35 protein-coding genes are annotated in these 23,864 nt (G+C 32.6%); 2 read left to right on the top strand and 33 right to left on the bottom strand.

Features of this window, described 5'->3' with window-relative positions; translation table 11 throughout:
* Positions 1 to 46: 46 nt before the first annotated feature.
* Positions 47 to 1,705 carry an alkaline phosphatase PafA gene (pafA, locus tag R6X41_RS02800; protein WP_318497180.1) on the bottom strand — a complete coding sequence of 553 codons (1,659 nt, stop codon included), beginning with the start codon at positions 1,703 to 1,705 and terminating at the stop codon, positions 47 to 49.
* Between the two features lie 115 nt (positions 1,706 to 1,820).
* Here pafA and R6X41_RS02805 point away from each other — a divergent pair, with 115 nt between their 5' ends.
* Both R6X41_RS02805 and R6X41_RS02810 read left to right on the top strand, forming a co-directional pair.
* Positions 1,821 to 2,558, top strand: coding sequence for an MlaE family ABC transporter permease (locus R6X41_RS02805; RefSeq protein WP_318497182.1), 738 nt, complete (start codon positions 1,821 to 1,823; stop codon positions 2,556 to 2,558).
* The gene (locus tag R6X41_RS02810) at positions 2,558 to 3,325 is read left to right on the top strand and encodes an ABC transporter ATP-binding protein (RefSeq protein WP_318497185.1); all 768 of its coding nucleotides are present in this window, start codon (positions 2,558 to 2,560) and stop codon (positions 3,323 to 3,325) included. Before R6X41_RS02805 ends, R6X41_RS02810 begins: the two co-directional genes overlap by 1 nt.
* Here the strand turns inward: R6X41_RS02810 and R6X41_RS02815 are convergent.
* From R6X41_RS02815 to rpsS, 32 genes are all read right to left on the bottom strand, one after another.
* Positions 3,322 to 4,824 (bottom strand): DUF389 domain-containing protein, encoded by a 1,503-nt coding sequence (locus tag R6X41_RS02815; RefSeq protein WP_318497187.1) that lies wholly within the window; start codon positions 4,822 to 4,824, stop codon positions 3,322 to 3,324. The genes R6X41_RS02810 and R6X41_RS02815 overlap by 4 nt on opposite strands.
* A 3-nt stretch (positions 4,825 to 4,827) precedes the next feature.
* Positions 4,828 to 5,907 (bottom strand): mannose-1-phosphate guanylyltransferase, encoded by a 1,080-nt coding sequence (locus R6X41_RS02820; protein ID WP_318497188.1) that lies wholly within the window; start codon positions 5,905 to 5,907, stop codon positions 4,828 to 4,830.
* Positions 5,908 to 5,917: 10 nt separating this feature from the next.
* Positions 5,918 to 6,511, bottom strand: coding sequence for a SprT-like domain-containing protein (locus tag R6X41_RS02825; protein ID WP_318497190.1), 594 nt, complete (start codon positions 6,509 to 6,511; stop codon positions 5,918 to 5,920).
* Between the two features lie 63 nt (positions 6,512 to 6,574).
* Positions 6,575 to 7,489 (bottom strand): dimethylarginine dimethylaminohydrolase family protein, encoded by a 915-nt coding sequence (locus R6X41_RS02830; RefSeq protein WP_318497192.1) that lies wholly within the window; start codon positions 7,487 to 7,489, stop codon positions 6,575 to 6,577.
* Between the two features lie 96 nt (positions 7,490 to 7,585).
* The gene (locus R6X41_RS02835) at positions 7,586 to 8,872 is read right to left on the bottom strand and encodes a citrate synthase (protein WP_318497194.1); all 1,287 of its coding nucleotides are present in this window, start codon (positions 8,870 to 8,872) and stop codon (positions 7,586 to 7,588) included.
* 175 nt (positions 8,873 to 9,047) lie between these two features.
* Complete coding sequence (eno, locus tag R6X41_RS02840) at positions 9,048 to 10,337, bottom strand: phosphopyruvate hydratase (protein ID WP_318497196.1); 1,290 nt, start codon at positions 10,335 to 10,337, stop codon at positions 9,048 to 9,050.
* A 167-nt stretch (positions 10,338 to 10,504) separates the two neighbouring features.
* On the bottom strand, positions 10,505 to 11,608 hold the full coding sequence (carA, locus tag R6X41_RS02845) for a glutamine-hydrolyzing carbamoyl-phosphate synthase small subunit (protein WP_318497198.1): 1,104 nt from the start codon (positions 11,606 to 11,608) through the stop codon (positions 10,505 to 10,507).
* Positions 11,609 to 11,641: 33 nt separating this feature from the next.
* A complete protein-coding gene (locus tag R6X41_RS02850; RefSeq protein ID WP_318497200.1) occupies positions 11,642 to 12,367 on the bottom strand; it encodes a hypothetical protein in 726 nt (241 codons plus the stop codon).
* 78 nt (positions 12,368 to 12,445) lie between these two features.
* Positions 12,446 to 12,919: a 50S ribosomal protein L17 gene (rplQ, locus tag R6X41_RS02855; protein WP_318497202.1), complete on the bottom strand. Its 474-nt coding sequence runs from the start codon at positions 12,917 to 12,919 to the stop codon at positions 12,446 to 12,448.
* 58 nt (positions 12,920 to 12,977) lie between these two features.
* Positions 12,978 to 13,970, bottom strand: a complete 993-nt coding sequence (locus R6X41_RS02860) for a DNA-directed RNA polymerase subunit alpha (protein WP_318497204.1) — start codon at positions 13,968 to 13,970, stop codon at positions 12,978 to 12,980.
* A 96-nt stretch (positions 13,971 to 14,066) separates the two neighbouring features.
* Positions 14,067 to 14,672: a 30S ribosomal protein S4 gene (rpsD, locus tag R6X41_RS02865; RefSeq protein ID WP_318497206.1), complete on the bottom strand. Its 606-nt coding sequence runs from the start codon at positions 14,670 to 14,672 to the stop codon at positions 14,067 to 14,069.
* 177 nt (positions 14,673 to 14,849) lie between these two features.
* Positions 14,850 to 15,242 carry a 30S ribosomal protein S11 gene (gene rpsK / locus R6X41_RS02870; protein ID WP_038527342.1) on the bottom strand — a complete coding sequence of 131 codons (393 nt, stop codon included), beginning with the start codon at positions 15,240 to 15,242 and terminating at the stop codon, positions 14,850 to 14,852.
* 98 nt (positions 15,243 to 15,340) lie between these two features.
* Positions 15,341 to 15,715: a 30S ribosomal protein S13 gene (rpsM, locus tag R6X41_RS02875; protein ID WP_318497211.1), complete on the bottom strand. Its 375-nt coding sequence runs from the start codon at positions 15,713 to 15,715 to the stop codon at positions 15,341 to 15,343.
* 2 nt (positions 15,716 to 15,717) lie between these two features.
* The gene (gene ykgO, locus R6X41_RS02880) at positions 15,718 to 15,834 is read right to left on the bottom strand and encodes a type B 50S ribosomal protein L36 (protein ID WP_013305171.1); all 117 of its coding nucleotides are present in this window, start codon (positions 15,832 to 15,834) and stop codon (positions 15,718 to 15,720) included.
* A 4-nt stretch (positions 15,835 to 15,838) separates the two neighbouring features.
* On the bottom strand, positions 15,839 to 16,054 hold the full coding sequence (gene infA, locus R6X41_RS02885; protein ID WP_007094967.1) for a translation initiation factor IF-1: 216 nt from the start codon (positions 16,052 to 16,054) through the stop codon (positions 15,839 to 15,841).
* A gap of 11 nt (positions 16,055 to 16,065) precedes the next feature.
* On the bottom strand, positions 16,066 to 17,409 hold the full coding sequence (gene secY, locus R6X41_RS02890; protein WP_318497277.1) for a preprotein translocase subunit SecY: 1,344 nt from the start codon (positions 17,407 to 17,409) through the stop codon (positions 16,066 to 16,068).
* A gap of 14 nt (positions 17,410 to 17,423) precedes the next feature.
* On the bottom strand, positions 17,424 to 17,876 hold the full coding sequence (gene rplO, locus R6X41_RS02895) for a 50S ribosomal protein L15 (protein WP_318497279.1): 453 nt from the start codon (positions 17,874 to 17,876) through the stop codon (positions 17,424 to 17,426).
* Between the two features lie 14 nt (positions 17,877 to 17,890).
* Positions 17,891 to 18,070, bottom strand: coding sequence for a 50S ribosomal protein L30 (gene rpmD, locus R6X41_RS02900; RefSeq protein WP_038527327.1), 180 nt, complete (start codon positions 18,068 to 18,070; stop codon positions 17,891 to 17,893).
* An 11-nt stretch (positions 18,071 to 18,081) separates the two neighbouring features.
* Positions 18,082 to 18,606: a 30S ribosomal protein S5 gene (rpsE, locus tag R6X41_RS02905; RefSeq protein WP_318497281.1), complete on the bottom strand. Its 525-nt coding sequence runs from the start codon at positions 18,604 to 18,606 to the stop codon at positions 18,082 to 18,084.
* 6 nt (positions 18,607 to 18,612) lie between these two features.
* Positions 18,613 to 18,969 (bottom strand): 50S ribosomal protein L18, encoded by a 357-nt coding sequence (gene rplR / locus R6X41_RS02910; RefSeq protein WP_318497283.1) that lies wholly within the window; start codon positions 18,967 to 18,969, stop codon positions 18,613 to 18,615.
* Between the two features lie 13 nt (positions 18,970 to 18,982).
* Positions 18,983 to 19,525 (bottom strand): 50S ribosomal protein L6, encoded by a 543-nt coding sequence (rplF, locus tag R6X41_RS02915; protein ID WP_318497284.1) that lies wholly within the window; start codon positions 19,523 to 19,525, stop codon positions 18,983 to 18,985.
* 17 nt (positions 19,526 to 19,542) lie between these two features.
* Positions 19,543 to 19,941 carry a 30S ribosomal protein S8 gene (gene rpsH, locus R6X41_RS02920; RefSeq protein ID WP_318497286.1) on the bottom strand — a complete coding sequence of 133 codons (399 nt, stop codon included), beginning with the start codon at positions 19,939 to 19,941 and terminating at the stop codon, positions 19,543 to 19,545.
* Positions 19,942 to 20,007: 66 nt separating this feature from the next.
* Complete coding sequence (rpsN, locus tag R6X41_RS02925; RefSeq protein ID WP_318497287.1) at positions 20,008 to 20,277, bottom strand: 30S ribosomal protein S14; 270 nt, start codon at positions 20,275 to 20,277, stop codon at positions 20,008 to 20,010.
* A 3-nt stretch (positions 20,278 to 20,280) separates the two neighbouring features.
* Positions 20,281 to 20,832, bottom strand: coding sequence for a 50S ribosomal protein L5 (rplE, locus tag R6X41_RS02930; RefSeq protein ID WP_318497289.1), 552 nt, complete (start codon positions 20,830 to 20,832; stop codon positions 20,281 to 20,283).
* A gap of 2 nt (positions 20,833 to 20,834) precedes the next feature.
* The gene (rplX, locus tag R6X41_RS02935; RefSeq protein WP_318497291.1) at positions 20,835 to 21,146 is read right to left on the bottom strand and encodes a 50S ribosomal protein L24; all 312 of its coding nucleotides are present in this window, start codon (positions 21,144 to 21,146) and stop codon (positions 20,835 to 20,837) included.
* An 11-nt stretch (positions 21,147 to 21,157) separates the two neighbouring features.
* Positions 21,158 to 21,526, bottom strand: a complete 369-nt coding sequence (rplN, locus tag R6X41_RS02940; RefSeq protein ID WP_142783890.1) for a 50S ribosomal protein L14 — start codon at positions 21,524 to 21,526, stop codon at positions 21,158 to 21,160.
* Positions 21,527 to 21,528: 2 nt separating this feature from the next.
* A complete protein-coding gene (gene rpsQ, locus R6X41_RS02945; protein WP_038527305.1) occupies positions 21,529 to 21,786 on the bottom strand; it encodes a 30S ribosomal protein S17 in 258 nt (85 codons plus the stop codon).
* A 12-nt stretch (positions 21,787 to 21,798) separates the two neighbouring features.
* Complete coding sequence (rpmC, locus tag R6X41_RS02950; RefSeq protein WP_159022786.1) at positions 21,799 to 21,990, bottom strand: 50S ribosomal protein L29; 192 nt, start codon at positions 21,988 to 21,990, stop codon at positions 21,799 to 21,801.
* A 13-nt stretch (positions 21,991 to 22,003) separates the two neighbouring features.
* Positions 22,004 to 22,423, bottom strand: a complete 420-nt coding sequence (rplP, locus tag R6X41_RS02955) for a 50S ribosomal protein L16 (RefSeq protein ID WP_159022785.1) — start codon at positions 22,421 to 22,423, stop codon at positions 22,004 to 22,006.
* Between the two features lie 19 nt (positions 22,424 to 22,442).
* Positions 22,443 to 23,162 carry a 30S ribosomal protein S3 gene (gene rpsC / locus R6X41_RS02960; protein ID WP_318497296.1) on the bottom strand — a complete coding sequence of 240 codons (720 nt, stop codon included), beginning with the start codon at positions 23,160 to 23,162 and terminating at the stop codon, positions 22,443 to 22,445.
* 6 nt (positions 23,163 to 23,168) lie between these two features.
* Positions 23,169 to 23,576, bottom strand: a complete 408-nt coding sequence (rplV, locus tag R6X41_RS02965) for a 50S ribosomal protein L22 (protein WP_318497298.1) — start codon at positions 23,574 to 23,576, stop codon at positions 23,169 to 23,171.
* Positions 23,577 to 23,582: 6 nt separating this feature from the next.
* Positions 23,583 to 23,861, bottom strand: coding sequence for a 30S ribosomal protein S19 (gene rpsS, locus R6X41_RS02970; RefSeq protein WP_038527291.1), 279 nt, complete (start codon positions 23,859 to 23,861; stop codon positions 23,583 to 23,585).
* Positions 23,862 to 23,864 lie beyond the last annotated feature (3 nt).

Raw genomic sequence — 23,864 nt, forward strand, 5'->3', positions numbered from 1 at the left:
TTAAAACTACCTCCCTGTACAATATCTTCTTTTTATATACTTTACTCTATTCGTTTTCTAAAACAAATTCTAAAGGCTGACCTGTTGAACCGTTTGGAAAACTTATACCTAGTAATCCTGAAATAGTTGGTGCGATATCAATAATTTCAGTTTTTTGTAACGTACTACCTTGCTTTATTCCTTTTCCAAAGAACAATAATGGCACATGAGTATCGTAGTTTAAACCAGATCCATGAGTCGATCCTTTTTTAGGATAAGAAATAACTGCTGGATTATATTGATAAAGTACATCTCCTGAACGCTTCTGATTATATCCATTTTTTAATAAACTCTCCATGCCATTGGTAAAACCATTATTAGCAATAACAGTTGCAGAATAAGCAATATAAATATTCTCGTAAGTGATTAATTCATTAGCAATCTCTTGTTGAACATTTGCTAAATTTAAATTTAATTGATTAACTTTTTTACGATCTAAAAAGATTTGATTGTTACTTATATCTTCAATTAAATCTAATGATCCATATTTTTTAGTCATAAAATCATCCAACTTCTCTTTAAATTCTTTTTTACCAAAATACCCAGCAGGCACATCATGAGCATGTAAATAAGATGGCACATCTACAGCTCCATGGTCTGCCGTTAAAAACACAGTATATTCACCTTTACCTACATTTTTATCTAAGACATCAAAAAGACGCTCTAAATCATTATCTAAACGAATGTAAGTATCTTCAATTTCTTTAGAGTTTACACCAAAATTATGACCAACATAATCTGTAGAAGAAAAACTAACTGTTAAAACATCTGTAATATCATCTGCACCTAGATCCTCTCCTTTTATCGCTGCAATAGCAAAATCTGCAACAATACTATTACCATAAGGTGTCGCTTTAATAATATCAAAACCTCCATTTTCTTTACTTAAGTCTTTTAAATCGTAAGGAAAAGTTGCTGTTTCTTTCCCTTTAAATCCACTCTCAAAATCGTTTAAATCATCTCCACTTTCTGTATATTTTTTTATACTGTATAGCGTATTCCAATCTTTCAAATAAGATTTTGCAGTTTTCGAAGAATTAAAATTATTTACCCATTTAGGTAATTCGTCTTGGTAATATGTACTTGAAATAAAAACACCTTCATCTTTACCATGAAACCAATATGCAGCATTAGCAGTATGTCCTGCAGGCAAAATAGCACCTCTGTCTTTTATAGAAACACCAATAGTTTTTCCTTCCATTTGGGTAAAAAACCTATTTTCATCTGCAAACGTAGTTGTTAGCATACGATGTGGAGACATTTTACCAGCTTTGTCTTCTGTTCCAACTGATGAAACTGTAGAATCGCCAGCACAATAAACACTAGATTTAGTTTCTTTATCGTACCAATCGTTACCAACTACACCATGGTTCATAGGAGAAGTTCCAGTATAAATTGAAGCATGACCAGGAGCAGTTTTAGTAGGAATATAATTAAAATGATTATTTTTGCAATTAAAACCCTCGTTCATCATGCGCTTAAAACCACCATCACCATATTTATTATAAAATCGAGTTAAATAATCGTAGCGCATTTGGTCTACTACAATCCCAACAACTAACTTTGGTTTTACATATATTTTTGAAGGCAAATTGTCTTCAACTTTTTGAGCAAAACTTGATGCACACAATAAACAAACGGCAAAAAGTAATATTGAATTTTTCATAAATGATACTTTATAAATAAGAATACAAAAATAGGGATTTTAAAACCTTTCTTATTTTAAATAATCATTAAATAAGTTATAGTATTTTTTTACTTTAGCAACTATAAAATATCATATGAGTTATCTGCACAGTATTGGCGCTTACGTATTAATGATTATTGAGCTTTTCAAGAAACCTACCAAGTGGTCGGTGATGAAGAAACTCATTTTTAAAGATATCGATGATTTAATTATTGATTCTTTAGGAATCGTTGCTTTTATATCTTTCTTTGTTGGAGGTGTTGTTACAATACAAACAGCCCTAAACATGGATAACCCATTGATTCCAAAATCGTTGATTGGTTTTGCAACTAGACAATCAGTTATTTTAGAATTTGCCCCGACGTTTATTTCTATTATTATGGCAGGTAAAGTAGGATCTTTTATTACGTCTAGTATCGGAACCATGCGTGTTACAGAACAAATAGATGCTTTAGAAGTTATGGGAATTAACTCACTAAACTATTTAATGTTTCCTAAGCTTGTCGCATTAATGCTTTACCCTTTTGTAATTTCAATTTCTATGTTTTTAGGAATTTTTGGAGGATTGGCAGCTTGTGCTTTTGGAGATTTCGCAACAATAAATGATTACGTTACAGGTTTACAAGAAGATTTTATTCCTTACCATATAATATATGCATTTATAAAAACAATTGGTTTTGCCTTCTTTTTAGCAACCATCCCAGCCTACCATGGTTTTTACATGAAAGGTGGTGCTTTAGATGTTGGTAAAGCGAGTACAGTATCTTTTGTTTGGACTAGTGTTGCCATAATTACTTTAAATTTCATACTAACCCAAATCCTATTAAGCTAATGATTGAAGTTAAAGATTTACACAAATCGTTTGGAGATGCTCATATATTAAAGGGTATTAGTACGACATTCGAAAAAGGAAAGACAAACCTTATAATTGGACAAAGTGGTTCTGGAAAAACTGTATTTTTAAAATGCCTTTTAGGTTTATTTGATTATGAAGAAGGCAGCATTGCTTACGAAGGTCGAATTTTCTCTAAATTATCAGACGACCAAAAGCGAGATTTAAGATCTGAAATTGGAATGGTTTTTCAAGGTAGTGCACTGTTTGATTCTATGACGATTGCTGAAAACGTAAAGTTTCCATTACGCATGTTTACAAAACAAAGTGAAAGTGAAATGGACGAACGTGTTAACTTTGTTTTAAAACGTGTTAATCTAGAAGGTGCTCATAATAAACTTCCAGCTGAAGCCTCTGGTGGAATGCAAAAACGTGTGGCTATTGCAAGAGCAATAGTGAATAAACCAAAATATTTATTTTGTGACGAACCCAATTCTGGCTTAGACCCTAAAACTGCAATTGTAATTGATAATCTAATTCAAGAAATTACAGACGAATACAATATTACCACGGTTATAAATACTCACGATATGAACTCTGTAATGGAAATTGGTGAAAAAATTGTATTTCTTAAAGATGGTTTAAAAGCTTGGGAGGGCTCTCAAGAAAACATATTTAGAACCGACAACAAAGTGGTTACAGACTTTGTATATTCTTCAGAATTGTTTAAAAAAGTACGTAAAATGTATATTGAAGAAAACCTTTAGTTTTTTAAGCGTTCTACAACTAAAGTATCTAATTTCAATTTAAATTTTAACCAACGTTCTAATTTATCTTGATCTTTTAATAAAGATTCTTCACTAATATCTTTTTTCCAACGTACTCCAAAAACCGGAATGGTATCAATCGTTTCAAAATTTGAAGAAATTACAGGAGAGTAGCTAAACGAATCCATGTTTTCATAATTAATATGAACCTCTTTCATGATGTTCTCAAACGGAATTGTTTTCTCCTCTAGATATTGTAATTGCCCAACTTTCTTTTCTAAAAATGCTATTTTTTGAACTTGTGAAAGTAAATCTAAAGAATCACGATAACGCAATTGTTCCATATACTTTACATTATCAACATTATTTGTTCTGTTCTGATTAAACTCAAAATGAGCTTGTCTTAATGTCGGATAATCCTCTAATTTAGCTTTTAAAAGTGCTATTGTTTCATCTGGAATATTTCCTACTCCATACGTATTAAAAATAAAACTGGAACCTTCTTTTCCATTAGAATAATTATAATATACATTCTTCTTAATGTACTCGTATTGTGGCAATCCTTTTAATTCACGATCTAAATATAGTTGTGCTTCTCTTTTAAAATTACTCTCTTTTAAGACATCTATAAATGTCCAAATGGCAGGAATCATGGCAACGATAGCCAACAATGAAGCGAGTTGAGAAATACGTTTTCTTTTTTTAGAATTCACGTATTTAATCATCGGGAATCGTAAAATTTTAAGTGCTATAAACGTTGCTAAAGCAATAAAAATAGTATTGATCATGAACAAGTAAAATGCACCTGAAGCATAACTAATTCCTTTAGGGAAATCATAGAAGGCGACGGCTAGACCGTAACCAACTGTACACAAAGGTGGCATTAACGCAGTCGCAATGGCTACACCAAATATTACTGAAGCAATAGTTCCTTTCTTTGTTCTAGCTATAATTAAAGCTGCCCCACCAAAAAAGGCAATAAGAACATCCCTAATATCAGGTTTTGTTCGCGCTAATAACTCTAATGATTCTTCTTGTAATGGGAAAAATTTGTAAAACAAGAAGGCCGTTAACACACTCAACAATATCATAACCCCAAAATTAATAAGGGACTTTTTAAGCGTATCAATATCATTAATGGCAACAGATAAACCAATACCTAAAATAGGTCCCATTAATGGTGAAATTAACATGGCACCAATAACAACAGCTGTAGAATTTGCATTTAAACCAATTGAAGCGACGAAAATAGAACAAATTAAAATCCAAGCTGTAGCTCCTTTAAAGGGTATATCTCCTTTAATAGCGGCTATAGTAGCTTGTTGATCTGTATCTTGTCTAAAATCTAAAAGCTCTGACAGAAAGCTTCTAATGTTCTCGAGTAGGCCTTTGGCATCCTCCTTTATAGCTTTCTTCGAATCCTTAACGGATGCATCGTGTGCTGCTTCTTTTACTTTTTCCGCTTCGTCTTCAGCAAAATTAAACTTATTCTCGCTCATATATTAACAATACTTATCTCCAAAAATATCTCTAACTTTATTACGTATTTGCTTAATATCTTGTTCTTTTTCTTTTGGATATATAAGAAGGACATCATCTTTATCGATAATTATATAATCATTTAAACCATCAACAACAACAATTTTATCACCCTTGGTTCTAATCATATTTCCGCTTGCATCCTGAACTAGAGTTCGTGCATTTACAACGGCATTATTATCGGCATCTTTATCTAACTTATCGTATAAACTACCCCAAGTTCCTAAATCGTTCCAATCAAATTCAGCAGATAAAACATATACATTTTTAGAGCTTTCCATTATGGCGTAATCGACAGAAATATTTTCTGCTTTTACATAATTTTCTTGGATAAATTTAGCTTCTAAATCAGTATTATAAGATGGAATTCCATTTTCAAATAATTGAAATAATTCTGGTTGATTGGTTTTAAAAGCTTTTAAAACACTAGTAACACTCCACATAAAAATACCAGCATTCCAAACAAAATTACCTTGTTTAATAAAGGATTTTGCAGTTTCATAGCTTGGCTTTTCTCTAAATTGTTTTACAGATTTTATTGTATTTTCAGTTTCTGTATCGTATTCAATATAACCATATCCTGTATTTGGAAAAGAAGGCTGAATCCCTAAAGTCATTAAAGCATCGTGCTCTTGACAAAAATCGAAAGCCGTTAATACGTTCTTAGCAAACGCATCTTCATCTTCAATCCAATGGTCACTTGGTGCCACTAACATTAATGCATCTGGATTTTCTTTCTGAATTTTTAACGCAGCATATAAAATACAAGGTGCTGTGTTTCTCATTGCTGGTTCTAAAACCACTTGTGCTTGAGAAACTTCTGGAAGTTGTTCTAAAACAATGTCGTTATAATCAGCATTAGTTAAAATATAAATATTTTGTTTTGGAATGAATTTAGATAAACGCTCAAATGTTTTTTGAATTAACGTTTCTCCTGTTCCCAACATATCATGAAATTGTTTTGGAAAACTATTCATACTTACGGGCCAAAATCTAGAGCCTACTCCTCCTGCCATAATAATGGCATAATTATTCTTATTCATTTTTACTTAATTAAATAACTTCTATTTCTACATTCGGGTTAAATAAATATACTTTTCCCGTTTTAATTTCGATACATTCAAAACGCTTTACACGTTTGTTTCCTTTTTTAAATTGCCTTCCATTATGGATTTCAAATAAACTTCCTTCCGGAACTTCAAAAATATAGGTTTTATCTGAATTATCATCAAATTGTTTTAAGGCTAATGCTAAAACATGATCAGTATCGCTAGTTGCCTTTGGATTAATAAAATGTTTGGCTAATAACGGTAAAAGTTCTACAGGAAACACCTTGGGATTTAAAAATGGTAACATTAAATGTTGAAAGGTATATTTCCACTCTTTTCCATGAGGTTTTATCAATCTTCCATAAGTCTGAAAAGCTTCAAAATGAGCAATTTCATGGACTAAAGTAATTAAAAACCGATACGGATTTAAATTAGCATTAACAGTAATTAAATGCTTTCCGTTTGGTAATTTTCTATAATCTCCATGTCTAGTTTTACGTTCTTTTTTAACTATAAAATCCAGCTTATCATTAGCTAATAATTCCATTATTTTTGGAATTGAATGTTCTGGAATATAGCGTTGAAGTGTATTCTGCATTATCTAACAAATGTAAGTGAAACTAAATTAACTTCAACATTATTATAACTTTAAGCTTTTATTTTAATCTCTAATTAAAGGCATTGTAGAACAACGTAATAACCCTTCTTGTTTAGAAATTTCAGCATATGGCACTTCTTCTACAACGATATCTTTAGACCGTAACCATGTATTTAGTCTGATAAATTTTTCTTCAGAAATAACTACATTTTCATCTATAGAAAAAACATTGCTATTCATTGTATACATTTCATCTCTAGTAATATGAAACAGATTATCTTTACCAAATAAATCTACCAAGTATAAATAATCAGATTCTTCTCTGAAACCATTTTTATAGATAATACCTTTATCTTTTCCTACTGGCTGAAAGCAACAATCTAAATGTAACGCATTATCTCTGGCCTCCGTTTTCGATTTAGCTAAATCAAATTCTTTAACTATTTTATTAGGAAAAAGTTTCTTTATAAAATTTACACCTTGCATATTAGTGCGAGCTGTAATATGATTTGGATAATCACTGCCTTTATAGGTACCAATAAAAATATAATTATTCCAAAGCATGACATCGCCTCCTTCAATATGAACATCTTCTGGCGGTATGATGATATCTTCTGGATTAATTTGATTAATAACATCATGGAGTGCTTCTAGTTCCTTCTCACGATCAGGTAAAATATTTGCTTTCACAAATTTATTATCAATTACAAACGCAATATCTCTAGTGAAAATTTGATTATAATTTTCGATGATTTTAGGACGAAAAACAGTAACATCGTATTTTTTAAAAACGTTTGCTACGGCTTCTATTTCTTTAACCATGTCTGCTTCTACAGGATATGTTCCAGCCTTAATATGTTCAATAGATTTTGGATCGTAGGCTTCCTCTATTAAAGGTATAGGACCATTACTAATAGCTGTTCCTAATACAACGGCACGAATTCGAGACGTTTCATTTTTTACATTTAATGACAACATAGTTTTAAAGTAAAAATGTCATTTCGAATATTTTTAAAACATTAATTATGCTCTAGAATTATTCAAAATGACATGTGATTATTAAATCGTTAATTATTAACGATTATCTACTTCTACAAACGGTCTTAACGTTTCTCCAATATATAATTGACGAGGACGACCGATTGGTTCTTTACGTAAACGCATTTCTCTCCATTGTGCAATCCATCCTGGTAATCGACCGATAGCAAACATAACAGTAAACATGTCTGTAGGGATATTCATTGCTCTGTAAATAATACCAGAATAAAAATCTACGTTTGGATATAATTTTCTTTCAACAAAGTATGGATCTTCAAGAGCTTCTTTCTCTAAACCTTTTGCAATTTCAAGAATTGGATCTTCAATACCTAAAGCATTTAAAACTTCATCTGCAGCTTTCTTAATGATCTTTGCTCTTGGATCGAAGTTCTTATAAACACGGTGTCCGAATCCCATTAATCTAAAAGGATCGTTTTTGTCTTTAGCTTTGGCCATGTACTTTTTAGTATCTCCACCATCTGCCTCGATAGCTTGAAGCATTTCTAAAACTGCCTGATTAGCACCACCGTGAAGTGGTCCCCATAAAGCAGAAATACCTGCTGATATAGATGCAAATAATCCTGCATGTGCAGAACCTACAATACGCACAGTTGATGTTGAGCAGTTTTGTTCATGATCTGCATGCAATATTAGCAATTTCTCTAAAGCGTCAACTAACACCTGATTTTGTACATATTTACAATTAGGTTTAGAAAACATCATTTTAAGAATATTCTCTACATATCCTAACGAATCATCTCCATAATCAAGAGGCAATCCTTGTTTTTTACGCATAGTCCAAGCTACTAAAACAGGCATTTTTCCTAAAATTTTAACAACCGATTTATACATATCTTCTTCAGATTCCACATTCACTGAAGACGGATTAAATGCCGTTAATGCACTTGTTAATGAAGAAATAATCCCCATTGGGTGTGCCGTCTTAGGGAAAGCTTCTAAAATTTTCTTTATATCTTCATCGACAGCAGACTGTGCCTTAATATCGTCATGAAACTTATCATTTTGTGCTTTAGTAGGTAACTCTCCAAAAATTAAAAGATAAGCAACTTCTAAAAAGTCAACTTTGTCTGCTATTTCTTCAATTGAATACCCACGATATCTTAAAATTCCTTTCTCTCCATCTAAAAACGTAATAGCACTTTCACAAGAACCTGTGTTTTTAAATCCGGAATCTAGAGTAATTACTCCTCCTGTGGCATTTCTTAAGGTTGAAATATCTATTGCTACTTCATTCTCGCTTCCTTTAAGTAATGGGAATTCGTATTTTTTCCCATCGATTTCAATTGTGGCTTTTTCTGACATATTAATTTACTTGTATTTTTCTGTTTTTTTTTTTGGTATCGGCTAAAATACAAAATCTATCACGATTTATTTATATAAAGAATAAACCATTTGGTTAAATATAACTTAATATTTTAAATAAAAAAAAGCGATTATTTCAAGAAATAATCGCTTTTTTAAAATATATAAATAAATACTAGAATTTGAATGCTTTTCCTTGAGGATAATAAGCTACATCTCCTAATTCTTCCTCAATACGTAATAATTGATTGTACTTAGCCATACGGTCACTTCTAGAAGCAGAACCTGTTTTAATTTGACCACAGTTTAATGCTACAGCTAAATCTGCAATAGTATTATCTTCAGTTTCTCCAGAACGGTGAGACATTACAGTTGTGTAACCAGCATTTTTAGCCATGTTAACAGCAGAAATAGTTTCTGTTAAAGATCCGATTTGGTTAACTTTAATAAGAATAGAGTTTGCAATTCCTTCATCGATACCACGAGATAAACGTTCTACATTAGTTACAAATAAATCATCACCTACTAATTGTACTCTATCACCAATTTTATCTGTAAGTAATTTCCATCCTTCCCAGTCATTTTCGTCCATACCATCTTCAATAGAGATAATAGGATATTTAGCTGATAATTCTGCTAAGTATTCTGCTTGCTCTTCACTAGTTCTGATTTTTCCAGTAGAACCTTCAAATTTAGTATAATCGTATTTTCCATCGACAAAGAACTCAGCAGCTGCACAATCTAATGCAACCATTACTTCGTCTCCGAAAGTATAACCAGCATTTTCTACAGCTAATTTAATAGAATCTAAAGCATCTTCAGTTCCACCTTCTAAAGTTGGAGCAAATCCACCTTCATCACCTACTGCAGTACTTAAACCTCTATCGTGTAATACTTTTTTAAGGCTATGGAAGATTTCAGTTCCCATTTGCATTGCATGTGTAAAGTTTTTAGCTTTAACTGGCATAATCATAAATTCTTGGAATGCGATAGGTGCATCACTATGAGAACCACCATTAATGATATTCATCATAGGAACTGGTAACGTATTAGCAGAAACACCACCTACGTAACGGTATAAAGGCACACCTAATTCGAAAGCTGCTGCTTTAGCTACTGCTAAAGAGACACCTAAGATAGCATTGGCACCTAATTTAGATTTATTTGGAGTACCGTCTAAATCAATCATCATTTGATCAATTTCATTTTGTTCGAAAACAGACATTCCTAATAATTCTTGAGCTATAATAGTATTTACATTATCTACAGCTTTAGAAACTCCTTTACCCATGTATGATTTACCACCATCTCTTAACTCTACCGCTTCATGCTCACCTGTAGATGCACCTGAAGGGACTGCTGCTCTTCCAAATGCTCCATGTTCTGTAAGTACGTCTACTTCAACAGTTGGATTACCACGGGAATCAAAAATTTGTCTTGCATGAATGTTAATAATTATGCTCATCTTATTATTATTTAAAAGGTTAATTTCATTGTTTTAAAACACTAAATTACAAAATTGTAAGTCTACATTTTAACAAATAATACTATATTTATCTTATAATTTTACTACATTGTTTTCGTAACAAAAAAACCTCAAATAAAGCAAGCTTTTTTTGAGGTTTTTAATATCTATTTCTTAATATTTTCGATAAATTGATCAAATAAATATTCTGCATCGTGTGGTCCAGGACTTGCTTCTGGATGGTATTGAACTGAAAAACAATTTTTATTTTTCATTCTTAAACCTGCTACAGTATTATCGTTTAAATGTACATGTGTGATTTCTAAATCAGGATGCGCTTCAACCTCTTCCCTGTTTACAGCAAATCCATGGTTTTGAGATGTGATTTCACCTTTACCCGAAATCAGGTTTTTAACGGGGTGATTTATACCTCTATGTCCATTATGCATTTTATAAGTAGAAACACCATTTGCTAAAGCAATAACTTGATGCCCTAAACAGATTCCAAAAACAGGTAAATCTCTTTTAATAATTTCTTTAGCAACTTCTTGAGCTGACACTAATGGTTCTGGATCCCCAGGACCGTTAGACAAGAAATATCCATCAGGATTAAATGAACTTAAATCTTCAAAAGAAGAATTATAAGGGAACACTTTAATGTACGCGCCACGCTTAACTAAATTACGAAGAATATTCTTTTTAATACCTAAGTCTAAAGCTGCAATTTTTATTTCTGAAGATTCATCTCCTACAAAGTATGGTTCTTTAGTAGATACCTTAGAAGCCAATTCAAGACCATTCATTTCGGGAATGTCTTTTAATTGTTTTTTAAGTTCTTCAATATTATCTACGTCTGTAGAAATAACAGCGTTCATGGCACCATGATCTCTAATATAACTAACTAGTGCACGCGTATCAATGTCCGAAACAGCTAATAAATTGTTATCATTTAAAAAATCTTCTAAACTAGCATCAGCCGAAGGGCGTGAATAATTATAGCTAAAATTCTTACAGATTAATCCAGAAATTTTAATTCCTTCAGATTCTACTTCTGTTTTTTCTGTTCCATAGTTACCAATATGTGCATTAGTAGCAACCATTAACTGTCCAAAATATGAAGGGTCAGTGAAAATTTCTTGATACCCTGTCATACCAGTATTAAAACAAACTTCTCCAAATGCAGTACCTTCTCTATTCCCAACAACTTTACCATGAAAGATAGTACCATCGGCTAATAAAACAACTGCTTTATTTCTTTTTTGATATTTCATATTTATTTAAAAACGTTACAACTTATAACAGAATTAAATCGACTGAGCGTAATTTAAAATGACTTTTAAATCTGATTCATCTCTATAAGACAACTTATTTTCTTTTATAAATTCTTTTAATTTTGACTGATTTTCTTTACTTACTAAACTATATAATGAGTTTTTATTTAATTTGATTTCTTTTAGCTGTCCATCAGATTTATCCTTTAAAATATAATAATTCTCTGATTTGGTATACACATCAGATCCAATCTTCTTTCCTGTCATTGGATTAACTTGAGCAACAGTAATTGAAGTTTCATACTTTTTTAACAAACTAGTATTATTAGCACTATATAATTCTACGAAAAATGAATTTCTTTGGTATTCCGGGTCTAAATAACGTTTAAACACCAAATCATTAACAACTACACGTTCAATATTTCCTGGGTTAACAATAAATATAGAATCACTATTTTGTTGTAATTCAAAACGTTCAGCTTGTATATTATAATTTATCCCATACATTTTATAAGCAGTTGTGTTACCAATAAAATACATTGAAGTGCTATTATTCCAAGACTCAAATAAATAAGGGCTTCCTTTAACTATAGCACCTTCATTAGGGTTTCCAAAATTTTTAGCTGAGCTTCCTGTATTTAAATTACCATCAGAAAGGCTTTCGATTGATTTAAGATCATTTGAAATATTAGAATTCGTTGTTTGTGCATATCCAGAACACATCGACATACAGAAAATAGTAAGTAATAAGTATTTCATATTTTTTTTGTGTAAAGATAAAAAAAAAGGCCACCTTAAATAAGGTAGCCTCTTTTTATTTATAATGCAATATAACATTTATTCTTCTTCGCTAGAATCTTTAGTTTCTACAGCAGGTGCAGCAGCTGGTTTAGAACCACCTCTTCTACTTCTACGTGTAGTTTTCTTTTCTGCTTTACCAGCATTATAGATTTCGTTGTAATCAACTAATTCTATCATTGCCATGTCAGCATTATCTCCTAAACGATTACCAAGTTTAATGATACGTGTGTATCCTCCTGGTCTATCACCTATTTTTGCAGCAACATCTCTGAATAATTCAGTTACAGCTTCTTTTTGTCTTAATTTACTAAATACTATACGTCTGTTGTGTGTAGTATCTGCTTTAGACTTAGTTACTAAAGGCTCTATAAATTGTTTTAAAGCTTTTGCTTTAGCAACGGTAGTATTAATACGTTTGTGTTCTATTAAAGAACAAGCCATATTAGCAAGCATCGCTTTTCTATGAGCTGTTTGTCTACCTAAGTGATTTACTTTTTTTCCGTGTCTCATGACATTTGTGTTATCATCTTGCTACTAAACTCGACATCGAGGAGCAAAATATGATTAATTAATCTTTATCTAATTTGTATTTTGATAAGTCCATACCAAAGTTTAAACCTTTTACATTTACAAGCTCTTCAAGCTCTGTTAAAGATTTTTTACCGAAGTTACGGAACTTCATTAAGTCGTTTTTATTAAATGATACAAGATCACCTAAAGTATCAACTTCTGCAGCCTTTAAACAATTAAGAGCACGAACTGAAAGATCCATGTCTACTAATTTTGTTTTAAGTAACTGTCTCATGTGAAGACTTTCTTCATCATAAGTTTCAGTTTGTGCAATCTCATCAGCTTCTAAAGTGATACGCTCATCAGAGAATAACATAAAGTGATGGATTAACGTTTTAGCAGCTTCTGTTAATGCGTCTTGAGGCGTAATAGAACCATCTGATTGAATTTCGAAAATTAATTTTTCGTAATCAGTCTTTTGCTCTACACGATAATTCTCAATACTATACTTAACATTTTTAATAGGAGTATATATAGAATCAACAAAGATTGTTCCAATTGGAGCAGTAGCCTTTTTATTTTCTTCTGCAGGAACATAACCTCTACCTTTTTCGATAGTGATTTCCATATTAACGGTAACTTTTGGATCTAAATTACAGATTACTAAATCCGAATTTAAAACTTGAAAACCAGAAATATACTTTTGGAAATCTCCAGCTGTAATTTGATCTTGTCCAGAAATAGAGATAGAAACAGATTCGTTATCTACATCTTCGATTTGTCTTTTAAAACGTACTTGTTTTAAATTCAAAATGATTTCTGTAACATCTTCTACAACACCAGGTATTGTTGAAAACTCATGATCTACTCCTTCTATTCTAACCGATGTAATTGCAAATCCTTCTAAAGAAGAAAGTAAAACTCTTCTTAAAGCATTTCCAACTGTTAATCCATAACCAGGTTCTAAAGGTCTGAATTCGAATTTACCTTCGAAATCAGTAGAATCAATCATGATTACTTTATCGGGCTTCTGAAAATTAAATACTGCCATATTATTCTTCGTTTTAATTATTATTTAGTTGCGCGGTTTATAAGCTTGAAGAAATACAAACAAACCCTTTGGCTAAACAACAATGTTTATTATTTATTATTTAGAATATAATTCTACGATAAACTGCTCGTTAATGTTTTCTGGAATTTGAATTCTAGCAGGTACAGAAACGTAAGTTCCTTGCTTAGTTTCGTTATTCCAAGTAATCCATTCGAACACTTGACTTGAATTCGATAATGATCTATCGATAGCTTCAAGTGATTTAGATTTTTCTCTAACAGCAACAACATCTCCTGCTTTTAAATTGTAAGAAGGAATGTTTACCAACTCACCATTTACAGTAATATGTCTGTGAGATACTAATTGTCTAGCACCACTTCTAGAAGGAGAAACACCCATTCTATAAACAACATTATCTAATCTAGATTCACATAATTGTAATAATACCTCACCAGTAATACCTTGTGAAGCAGTTGCTTTTTTGAATAAACCTCTGAATTGACGTTCTAATATACCGTAAGTATATTTAGCTTTTTGCTTTTCCATTAATTGGACAGCATATTCAGATTTTTTTCCACGACGCTTGTTAGCTCCGTGTTGACCTGGAGGGTAATTTCTTTTTTCAAAAGATTTATCATCTCCAAAAATAGCTTCACCAAACTTACGAGCTATTTTAGTTTTAGGACCAGTATATCTTGCCATATCTAATTGTTTTTAAAGAGTGATTATGAATTAAGGTCTTAATCTTATCCTTCGATAATCGTTAATCTCTTTGTTATACTTGTTAAAATTATTTTTTACGAGTGCAAATTTACGCATAAAAAAATTAATACCAACTGTATAATAGCTGATATTAATTTTTTTTAGAAATAACGTAAATTATACTCTTCTACGTTTTGGAGGACGACAACCATTATGTGGTAATGGTGTAACATCGATAATCTCTGTTACTTCAATTCCTGCATTATGAATAGAACGGATAGCAGATTCTCTACCATTTCCTGGTCCTTTAACATAAACTTTTACTTTCTTTAAACCTGCCTCTTGTGCTACAGTAACTGCATCTTCTGCTGCTAATTGCGCTGCGTAAGGCGTGTTCTTTTTAGATCCTCTAAATCCCATTTTACCAGCTGAAGACCAAGAAATAACGTCTCCTTTTTTGTTGGTAAGAGAAATAATGATGTTGTTAAAAGAAGCAGTAACGTGAGCTTCTCCTACAGCGTCTACTATAACTTTACGTTTTTTAGTACTCTTTGTATTTGACTTTGCCATATTATTTTAGTTTCTAGTTGTTAGTTGTTAGTGATAGAATCCTAAACCTTTCGATTTCGAACAGATTCATCTAGCTTCTAAATACTAATGACTTTTAATTATTTAGTTGCTTTCTTCTTGTTAGCAACAGTTTTTCTTCTACCTTTTCTAGTTCTAGAGTTGTTTTTAGTACGTTGTCCTCTTAATGGAAGACCAGCTCTATGACGAATACCTCTGTAACAACCAATGTCCATTAATCGCTTAATGCTTAATTGTGTTTCAGAACGTAACTCACCTTCAATAGTGAACTTAGAAACAGCTTCACGAATAGAACCTATTTCATCATCTGTCCAATCTTGAACTTTTGTGTTTTCGTCAACTTTAGCTTCTGCTAAAATTTGTTGTGATCTCGTACTACCTATTCCGTAGATATAAGTTAAAGAAATCACTCCTCTTTTCTGTTTTGGTATGTCTACACCTGCAATTCTTGCCATAACTACCCTTGTCTTTGTTTGAATCTAGGATTCTTTTTGTTAATTACGTAAAGTCTACCTTTTCTACGCACGATTTTACAATCTGCACTTCTTTTTTTAACTGATGCTCTTACTTTCATCGTATTAGTATCTATAAGTTATTCTAGCCTTAGTTAAATCATAAGGACTCATTTCTAATTTTACTTTATCACCTGGTAACAATTTAATGTAATGCATACGCATTTTACCAGATATATGAGCAGTCACAATGTGACCATTCTCTAACTCAACACGAAACATTGCATTTGATAATGCTTCAATAATTGTTCCGTCTTGTTCTATTGCTGCTTGTTTTGCCATTGTATAATATATTAAGCTACCGCTTTTCTATTTTTACCAGTTTTCATCAAGCCATCATAGTGTCTATTCAACAAATAAGAATTTACTTGTTGCATCGTGTCAATTGATACTCCAACCAAAATTAATAGTGATGTACCACCAAAAAATAAGGCCCATCCAGACTGAACATTTATTAACTTCACAACTATTGCAGGAAATATAGCAATAAGTGCTAAGAAAATAGAGCCAGGTAATGTTATTTGTGACATAATCTTATCTAAATATTCTGATGTTTCAGACCCTGGACGAATCCCTGGAATAAAACCACCACTACGTTTTAAATCATCTGCCATCTTGTTCGTAGGAACAGTAATCGCAGTGTAAAAATACGTGAATATGATAATTAAGAATGCGAATAATAAATTATACCAAAATCCGAATATATCAGAAAATTGTGATTGTAACCATTGTCCAGAAGCAGAATCTTTCATAAAAGAAGCACCTCCTATTAGACCTGGTACAAACATAATTGCTTGTGCAAAAATAATTGGCATTACTCCAGAAGCGTTAAGTTTTAATGGAATATATTGTCTAGATCCCATAATGTTTTTCTCATATCCTCCAGAAGCAGTACGTCTTGCATATTGAACAGCAATTTTTCTTACAGCCATAATAAGCATGATCGAAGCAAAGATAATAACAAACCACAATACCAATTCAATAAGGATTAACATAACGTTATTCCCTTCTAAACGAGATGCTGCGTTTTGGAAGAAAGATATTGGTAAACGTGCAATAATACCCACCATAATTAAAAGTGAAATACCATTACCAATCCCTTTATCTGTAATCTTTTCTCCTAACCACATTGCAAAGATACAACCTGTAATTAAAATAACCATTGATGAAAAATAGAATAAACCACCTTGTCCTAATAGGAATGCACTTTGTGGAATTCCTAAACTTGGTAAACTAGCTAAATATCCTGGTGCTTGAACCAAACATATCGCAATAGTTAACCAACGTGTAATTTGATTAATTTTCTTTTGACCACTAGCACCTTCTTTTTGTAATTTTTGCAAGTAAGGAATCGCGATTCCCATTAATTGCACTACAATAGAAGCAGAAATGTACGGCATAATACCTAAGGCAAAAATTGATGCATTAGCAAAAGCACCTCCAGTAAATGCATTTAACAAACCTAATAATCCAGAATCTGTATTACTTTGTAAGGTTTCTAATTGTGCTGCATCAATACCAGGTAAGACTACTTGTGCACCAAATCTATAAACTAATAGTAGACCAACGGTTAAGATGATTCTATTTCTTAGTTCCTCAATTTTCCAAACATTCTTTAACGTTTCTATAAATTTCATGCTCTATTACGTGATTATAAAGTTACAGCTTCTCCTCCAGCCGCTTCAATAGCAGCTTTTGCTGAAGCAGTAAATTTATGAGCAGTTACTTTTAATTTTGTTTTTAGTTCACCTCTTCCTAAGATTTTAACTAGATCATTCTTTCCAGTTAATCCCAAAGTCATTAATGAGTCTAAATTTACTGTGTCGTTAATTTTCTTGTCATCAACCATTTTTTGTAAAACATCTAAGTTTACACCTTGATATTCTACACGGTTAATGTTAGTAAAACCAAATTTAGGAACACGTCTTTGAAGAGGCATTTGCCCTCCTTCAAATCCTAGTTTCTTAGAATAACCTGAACGAGATTTTGCTCCTTTGTGACCACGTGTAGCGGTACCACCTTTCCCAGAACCTTGTCCACGACCTATTCTTTTTCCTTGATTTTTAACTGAACCTTCTGCAGGTTTTAATTTACTTAAATCCATTTCTCAGTTTATTATTAAGCTTCTTCAACAGAAACTAAGTGTTCTACTTTAGCAACCATACCAAGAATATTTGGTGTGTTTTCATGCTCTACGACTTGCCCAATACGCTTAAGACCAAGAGCTTCTAAAGTTCTTTTTTGTCTTTGAGTACGTTTAATTGCGCTTTTAACTTTCGTTACTTTAATCTTTCCCATTTCTATCGCTATTAACCTTTAAAAACTTTTTCTAATGAAACGCCTCTATCTTTAGCAATTGATTTTGCACTTCTTAATTGAAGTAATGCATCAAAAGTTGCTTTAACAACGTTATGAGGGTTTGATGAACCTTGAGATTTAGATAAAACATCATGTACTCCTACTGCTTCTAAAACTGTTCTCACAGCTCCACCAGCAATAACTCCTGTACCAGGAGCTGCAGGAATAATGTTTACTCTTGCTCCACCAAATTTTCCTTTTTGTTCATGTGGTAATGTACGTTTTACGATTGGAATACGTACTAAATTTTTCTTTGCATCTTCTACTGCCTTAGCAATAGCACTTGCAACATCTTTAGACTTTCCTAAACCGTGACCTACAACACCTGCTTCATCACCAACCACTACGATTGCTGAAAAACCAAATGCTCTACCACCTTTAGTTACTTTTGTAACTCTCTGTACACCAACTAAACGATCTTTAAGATCTAATCCACTTGGTTTAACTAGCTCTGCGCTTTTGTATTTTTGATACATAATTTCTTAGAATTTAAGTCCTGCTTCTCTAGCTCCTTCAGCTAATGATTTTACTCTACCATGATATAAATAACCACCTCTATCAAAAGAGATAGTATCTACACCTGCTTTTAAAGCTTTTTCAGCTACAGATTTTCCTACTAGAGTAGCAATTTCTGCTTTAGATCCTTTTGCAGAACTAATGTCTTTATCTCTTGAAGATGCTGAACTGATAGTTATACCAGTTACATCATCTACCACTTGAGCATAAATTTCTTTATTACTTCTAAAAACAGATAATCTTGGTCTAGCTTCTGTACCAGAAACTATTTTACGAACTCTGCTTTTAATTCTTAATCGTCTTTCGTTTTTTGTTAACGCCATAACTTATAAATTATTAAGCTGATTTACCTGCTTTTCTTCTTAATACTTCTCCTACAAACTTAATCCCTTTTCCTTTATACGGCTCAGGTCTTCTAAAGTCTCTAATTTTTGCTGCTACTTGTCCAACAAGTTGCTTATCATGAGACGTAAGTTTAATTATAGGGTTTTTACCTTTCTCAGATACTGTTTCAACAGTTACTTCTGGAGCAATGTCTAATACAATATTGTGAGAAAATCCTAATGCTAAATCAAGTTTGTTTCCTTGATTACTAGCTCTATATCCAACACCTACTAGTTCTAATTGCTTAGACCATCCTTTAGTTACACCTTCAATCATGTTATTGATTAAGGCTCTGTAAAGTCCGTGTTTAGATTTATCTTCTTTTTTATCAGAAGAACGTTCAACTATAACGTTTCCATCTTCAACTTTTATTGTAACACTAGAAAACTCTTGAGATAATTCTCCTAACTTTCCTTTTACTGTAACAATATTATCGTTAATATCAACTGTAATTCCTTCCGGAATTGCGACTGGGTTATTACCTATTCTTGACATTTCTTATAGTCTTTAAATTAGTAAACGTAACATAATACTTCACCACCAATATTTTCTTTCTGAGCTTGTTTTCCTGTCATAACTCCGTGAGAAGTTGAAATGATAGCAATACCAAGACCATTTAAAATTCTAGGTAGTTCGGTTGAACTTGCGTACTTACGTAAACCTGGTTTACTGATTCTTTGAATCTTCTTAATTACCGGTTCTTTAGTGTCCTTGTTGTACTTAAGGGCTATTTTAATAGTTCCTTGTACTGAAGAATCATCGAATTTGTAACTTAAAATATATCCTTGGTCGAATAATATTTTTGTAATCTCTTTTTTCAAATTAGATGCTGGTATCTCAACCACTCTGTGGTTGGCACGTACAGCATTTCTAATTCTTGTTAGATAATCCGCTATTGGATCTGTATACATATGTATTAATTTGCGGTTTTGGTTTTCAACACTATATTGAACCTAAAACCAATTTATAATTATTTTTTACCAGCTTGCTTTTCTTACACCTGGTATAAGACCGTTGTTTGCCATTTCTCTGAATGTTACACGAGAAATACCAAATGTACGCATATAACCTTTTGGTCTACCTGTTAGTTTACATCTGTTGTGCATACGTACAGGAGAAGCATTTTTTGGTAATTTTTGTAAGCCTATATAATCGCCAGCTTCTTTCAAAGCTTTACGTTTTTCAGCATACTTAGCTACTGTTTTTGCTCTTTTAACCTCACGGGCTTTCATTGATTCTTTAGCCATATCTTAGTTCTTTTGAAAAGGTAAACCCAGTTCAGTTAATAATGATTTTGCTTCTTTATCAGTTTCGGCAGATGTTACAAAAGTAATATCCATTCCTGAAATTTTATTAACTTTATCAATATCAATTTCTGGAAAGATAATTTGTTCTGTAACTCCAAGGTTATAATTACCTCTTCCGTCAAATCCTGTTGCTTTAATTCCGCCAAAATCTCTAACACGAGGTAAGGCTGAAGTAACTAAACGGTCTAAAAATTCGTACATTCTTTCTCCTCTTAACGTAACTTTCGCACCAATTGGCATTCCTTTACGTAATTTGAAAGATGCAACATCTTTTTTAGATATAGTTGCTATAGCTCTCTGTCCAGTAATAGTTGTTAGTTCTTCTACTGCGTAGTCTACTAACTTCTTATCTGCAACAGCTGCTCCAACACCTTTAGATAATACTATCTTAGATAATTTTGGAACTTGCATAACATTTTTATATCCAAATTCTTCTGTAAGAGCAGCAATTACTTTGCTTTTATACTCTTCTTTAAGTCTCGGTGAATATGCCATAACTAAATTACTTCATTAGATTTTTTAGAAAATCTCACTTTCTTACCATCTTCTACTCTATAACCAACACGAGTAGCTTCACCCTTTGTAGTTAATAAAGATAGATTAGATATTTGAATTGGAGCTTCCTTTTCTACGATTCCTCCTTGAGGGCTTTGTGCACTTGGCTTAGTATGTTTCTTCACCAAGTTTACACCCTCAACAATCGCTTTGTTCTTATCGGTTAATATCTTAAGTACTTTCCCTTCAGATCCTTTATGATCTCCAGTAATTACTTTTACAGTATCTCCAGATTTTATCTTAAGCTTTGTCATCTTATAAGTCATTAAAGCACTTCAGGTGCTAATGATACAATTTTCATGAATTGTTTATCACGAAGTTCTCTAGCAACAGGTCCAAATACACGTGTTCCTCTCATTTCACCCGTTGGGTTTAATAAAACACAAGCATTGTCGTCGAATCTGATATAAGATCCGTCAGGACGTCTTACTTCTTTTTTAGTACGTACAACAACTGCAGTAGAAACAGCACCTTTTTTAATGTTTCCATTAGGTGTTGCGTCTTTAACAGAAACAACTATTTTGTCTCCTACAGAAGCGTATCTTCTTTTAGTACCACCTAGAACACGGATAGTTAAAACTTCCTTTGCTCCAGTGTTATCTGCTACTTTTAATCTTGATTCTTGTTGTAACATAATTACTTCGCTCTTTCAATTATTTCAACTAATCTCCAACATTTAGATTTACTCATAGGTCGTGTTTCCATGATCTTTACAGTATCTCCAATATTACAATCGTTAGTCTCGTCGTGTGCAACGTATTTTTTCGTTTTTAACACGAACTTACCATACATAGGGTGTTTTACTTTTTTAACTTCAGCAACAACAATAGATTTTTGCATCTTGTTACTAGTAACAACTCCTACACGTTCTTTTCTTAAATTTCTTTTTTCCATCTTTCAGCAGAATTATTGTAATTCTCTTTTAGTTATTTCTGTCGCAATTTTAGCTACGTCACGTCTTACGTTTCGTAGTTGAATTGGATTTTCTAAAGGAGATATTGCATGTGCCATTTTCAGGTCTGAATAACTCTTTTTTGTCTCACCAAGTTTCTCTTGTAACTCAGCAGTAGATAATTCTTTAATTTCTGATTGTTTCATAACATCAAATAAATTATGCTTCGTAATCTCTAGCGATAACAAACTTTGTTTTTACCGGTAATTTTTGAGCTGCTAAACGTAATGCTTCTTTAGCAACGTCTAACGGTACTCCTCCTACTTCGAAAAGTAGTCTTCCTGGCTTCACAACAGCTGCCCAATATTCAACGGCACCTTTACCTTTACCCATACGTACTTCAAGAGGCTTCTTAGTGATAGGCTTATCTGGAAATATTTTTATCCAAAGTTGTCCTTCTCTCTTCATGTGACGTGTAGCGGCGATACGTGCTGCTTCTATTTGACGCGATGTTAAAAAATTCGAATCAAGTGATTTTATTCCAAAAGTTCCGTTTGATAATTGGTGCCCTCTACCAGAGTTACCCTTCATACGTCCTTTTTGTGCTTTACGAAATTTTGTTCTTTTAGGCTGTAACATTTTTCTTTACTTTAAAAAATTACTTTCTACGACGAGGTTTGTTAGTATTTCCTCCTCGAGTTCCACCTTTTCCTTGCTTCTTAGACAATCCAACAAGCGGAGAAAGCTCTCTTTTTCCATATACTTCACCTTTCATGATCCATACTTTAACACCTAGTCTACCATAAGTAGTGTGTGCCTCAACTAAAGCATAGTCAATATCGGCTCTGAATGTTGATAATGGAATACGTCCATCTTTGTAGTGTTCTGAACGTGCCATTTCTGCCCCGTTTAAACGTCCACTAATCTGAACTTTAATTCCTTCAGCATTCATTCGCATTGTAGCAGCGATAGCCATTTTAATTGCACGTCTGTAAGAGATTCTATTCTCAATCTGACGAGCAATGCTTGACCCTACTAAAAATGCATCAAGTTCTGGTCTTTTAATTTCAAATATATTTATTTGAACTTCTTTACCAGTAATTTTCTTAAGCTCTTCTTTTAACTTGTCTACTTCTTGTCCACCTTTCCCAATAATAATACCAGGTCTTGCAGTAGTTATAGTAACGGTTACAAGTTTAAGAGTTCTTTCGATAATTACTCTTGAAATACTCGCTTTAGATAAACGTGCATGAACGTATTTTCTGATCTTATCGTCTTCGGCTAACTTGTCGCCATAATCGTTTCCTCCGTACCAGTTAGATTCCCATCCTCTGATAATTCCTAAGCGATTTCCGATTGGATTTGTTTTTTGTCCCATATCTATTTAAGCTTGTATATTATTGTTAGCTCCAACCACAATAGTAACGTGGTTAGAACGCTTTCTAATTCTGTGCGCACGACCTTGAGGAGCTGGACGTAATCTTTTTAACATAGATCCGCCATCTACTCTAATCTCTTTAACTATTAATTCAGCATCTTCGATACTTGCATCTTCGTTTTTAGATTGCCAGTTTGCAATTGCAGACATTAACAATTTCTCTAAACGATTTGAAGCTTCTTTTGAACTGAATTTCAAAATGTTAAGCGCTTTTTCTACTTTTTCACCTCTTACTAAATCGGCTACTAAACGCATTTTTCTCGGTGACGTAGGACAGTTATTAAGTTTTGCAAAAGCAACTTGCTTTTTATCTTCCTTAATAGCGTCGGCCATTTGTTTTTTACGACTTCCCATAGCTTACTACTTTTTACCTTTGTTTTTAGCACCTGCATGACCTCTAAAAGATCGTGTTGGTGAAAATTCTCCTAATTTATGTCCTACCATATTTTCAGTAACAAATACAGGAACAAATTGACGTCCGTTATGTACTGCAATAGTCTGTCCAACGAAATCTGGAGTAATCATAGAGGCTCTAGACCACGTTTTGATTACTGTTTTCTTTCCGCCATCAACATTTTCTTGGACTCTCTTATCTAATTTATAATGAACGTAAGGTCCTTTTTTTAATGATCTTGCCATGTC

The sequence above is a fragment of the Formosa sejongensis genome, from assembly GCF_033447105.1.
Taxonomy (GTDB): domain Bacteria; phylum Bacteroidota; class Bacteroidia; order Flavobacteriales; family Flavobacteriaceae; genus Formosa.

Bases quoted from the DNA above. Each gene is read 5' to 3' on its own strand.
- rplF (WP_318497284.1), bottom strand. From the start codon at position 19,525: ATGTCAAGAATAGGTAATAACCCAGTCGCAATTCCGGAAGGAATTACA.
- R6X41_RS02850 (WP_318497200.1), bottom strand. From the start codon at position 12,367: ATGAAATACTTATTACTTACTATTTTCTGTATGTCGATGTGTTCTGGA.
- R6X41_RS02820 (WP_318497188.1), bottom strand. From the start codon at position 5,907: ATGAATAAGAATAATTATGCCATTATTATGGCAGGAGGAGTAGGCTCT.
- carA (WP_318497198.1), bottom strand. From the start codon at position 11,608: ATGAAATATCAAAAAAGAAATAAAGCAGTTGTTTTATTAGCCGATGGT.
- rpsN (WP_318497287.1), bottom strand. From the start codon at position 20,277: ATGGCTAAAGAATCAATGAAAGCCCGTGAGGTTAAAAGAGCAAAAACA.
- rplO (WP_318497279.1), bottom strand. From the start codon at position 17,876: ATGGATTTAAGTAAATTAAAACCTGCAGAAGGTTCAGTTAAAAATCAA.
- secY (WP_318497277.1), bottom strand. From the start codon at position 17,409: ATGAAATTTATAGAAACGTTAAAGAATGTTTGGAAAATTGAGGAACTA.
- infA (WP_007094967.1), bottom strand. From the start codon at position 16,054: ATGGCAAAACAAGCAGCAATAGAACAAGACGGAACAATTATTGAAGCA.
- rplE (WP_318497289.1), bottom strand. From the start codon at position 20,832: ATGGCATATTCACCGAGACTTAAAGAAGAGTATAAAAGCAAAGTAATT.
- R6X41_RS02805 (WP_318497182.1), top strand. From the start codon at position 1,821: ATGAGTTATCTGCACAGTATTGGCGCTTACGTATTAATGATTATTGAG.
- rpsE (WP_318497281.1), bottom strand. From the start codon at position 18,606: ATGTATCAAAAATACAAAAGCGCAGAGCTAGTTAAACCAAGTGGATTA.
- R6X41_RS02825 (WP_318497190.1), bottom strand. From the start codon at position 6,511: ATGCAGAATACACTTCAACGCTATATTCCAGAACATTCAATTCCAAAA.
- ykgO (WP_013305171.1), bottom strand. From the start codon at position 15,834: ATGAAAGTAAGAGCATCAGTTAAAAAAAGAAGTGCAGATTGTAAAATC.
- eno (WP_318497196.1), bottom strand. From the start codon at position 10,337: ATGAGCATAATTATTAACATTCATGCAAGACAAATTTTTGATTCCCGT.
- rplR (WP_318497283.1), bottom strand. From the start codon at position 18,969: ATGGCGTTAACAAAAAACGAAAGACGATTAAGAATTAAAAGCAGAGTT.
- rpsQ (WP_038527305.1), bottom strand. From the start codon at position 21,786: ATGGAAAAAAGAAATTTAAGAAAAGAACGTGTAGGAGTTGTTACTAGT.
- rpsC (WP_318497296.1), bottom strand. From the start codon at position 23,162: ATGGGACAAAAAACAAATCCAATCGGAAATCGCTTAGGAATTATCAGA.
- rplQ (WP_318497202.1), bottom strand. From the start codon at position 12,919: ATGAGACACGGAAAAAAAGTAAATCACTTAGGTAGACAAACAGCTCAT.
- rplN (WP_142783890.1), bottom strand. From the start codon at position 21,526: ATGTTACAACAAGAATCAAGATTAAAAGTAGCAGATAACACTGGAGCA.
- rpmD (WP_038527327.1), bottom strand. From the start codon at position 18,070: ATGGGAAAGATTAAAGTAACGAAAGTTAAAAGCGCAATTAAACGTACT.
- R6X41_RS02860 (WP_318497204.1), bottom strand. From the start codon at position 13,970: ATGGCAGTATTTAATTTTCAGAAGCCCGATAAAGTAATCATGATTGAT.
- rplP (WP_159022785.1), bottom strand. From the start codon at position 22,423: ATGTTACAGCCTAAAAGAACAAAATTTCGTAAAGCACAAAAAGGACGT.
- rpsH (WP_318497286.1), bottom strand. From the start codon at position 19,941: ATGTATACAGATCCAATAGCGGATTATCTAACAAGAATTAGAAATGCT.
- rpsD (WP_318497206.1), bottom strand. From the start codon at position 14,672: ATGGCAAGATATACTGGTCCTAAAACTAAAATAGCTCGTAAGTTTGGT.
- R6X41_RS02830 (WP_318497192.1), bottom strand. From the start codon at position 7,489: ATGTTGTCATTAAATGTAAAAAATGAAACGTCTCGAATTCGTGCCGTT.
- R6X41_RS02815 (WP_318497187.1), bottom strand. From the start codon at position 4,824: ATGAGCGAGAATAAGTTTAATTTTGCTGAAGACGAAGCGGAAAAAGTA.
- rpsM (WP_318497211.1), bottom strand. From the start codon at position 15,715: ATGGCAAGAATTGCAGGTGTAGACATACCAAAACAGAAAAGAGGAGTG.
- R6X41_RS02810 (WP_318497185.1), top strand. From the start codon at position 2,558: ATGATTGAAGTTAAAGATTTACACAAATCGTTTGGAGATGCTCATATA.
- rpsK (WP_038527342.1), bottom strand. From the start codon at position 15,242: ATGGCAAAGTCAAATACAAAGAGTACTAAAAAACGTAAAGTTATAGTA.
- rpmC (WP_159022786.1), bottom strand. From the start codon at position 21,990: ATGAAACAATCAGAAATTAAAGAATTATCTACTGCTGAGTTACAAGAG.
- R6X41_RS02835 (WP_318497194.1), bottom strand. From the start codon at position 8,872: ATGTCAGAAAAAGCCACAATTGAAATCGATGGGAAAAAATACGAATTC.
- rplV (WP_318497298.1), bottom strand. From the start codon at position 23,576: ATGGGAAGTCGTAAAAAACAAATGGCCGACGCTATTAAGGAAGATAAA.
- rpsS (WP_038527291.1), bottom strand. From the start codon at position 23,861: ATGGCAAGATCATTAAAAAAAGGACCTTACGTTCATTATAAATTAGAT.
- pafA (WP_318497180.1), bottom strand. From the start codon at position 1,705: ATGAAAAATTCAATATTACTTTTTGCCGTTTGTTTATTGTGTGCATCA.
- rplX (WP_318497291.1), bottom strand. From the start codon at position 21,146: ATGACAAAGCTTAAGATAAAATCTGGAGATACTGTAAAAGTAATTACT.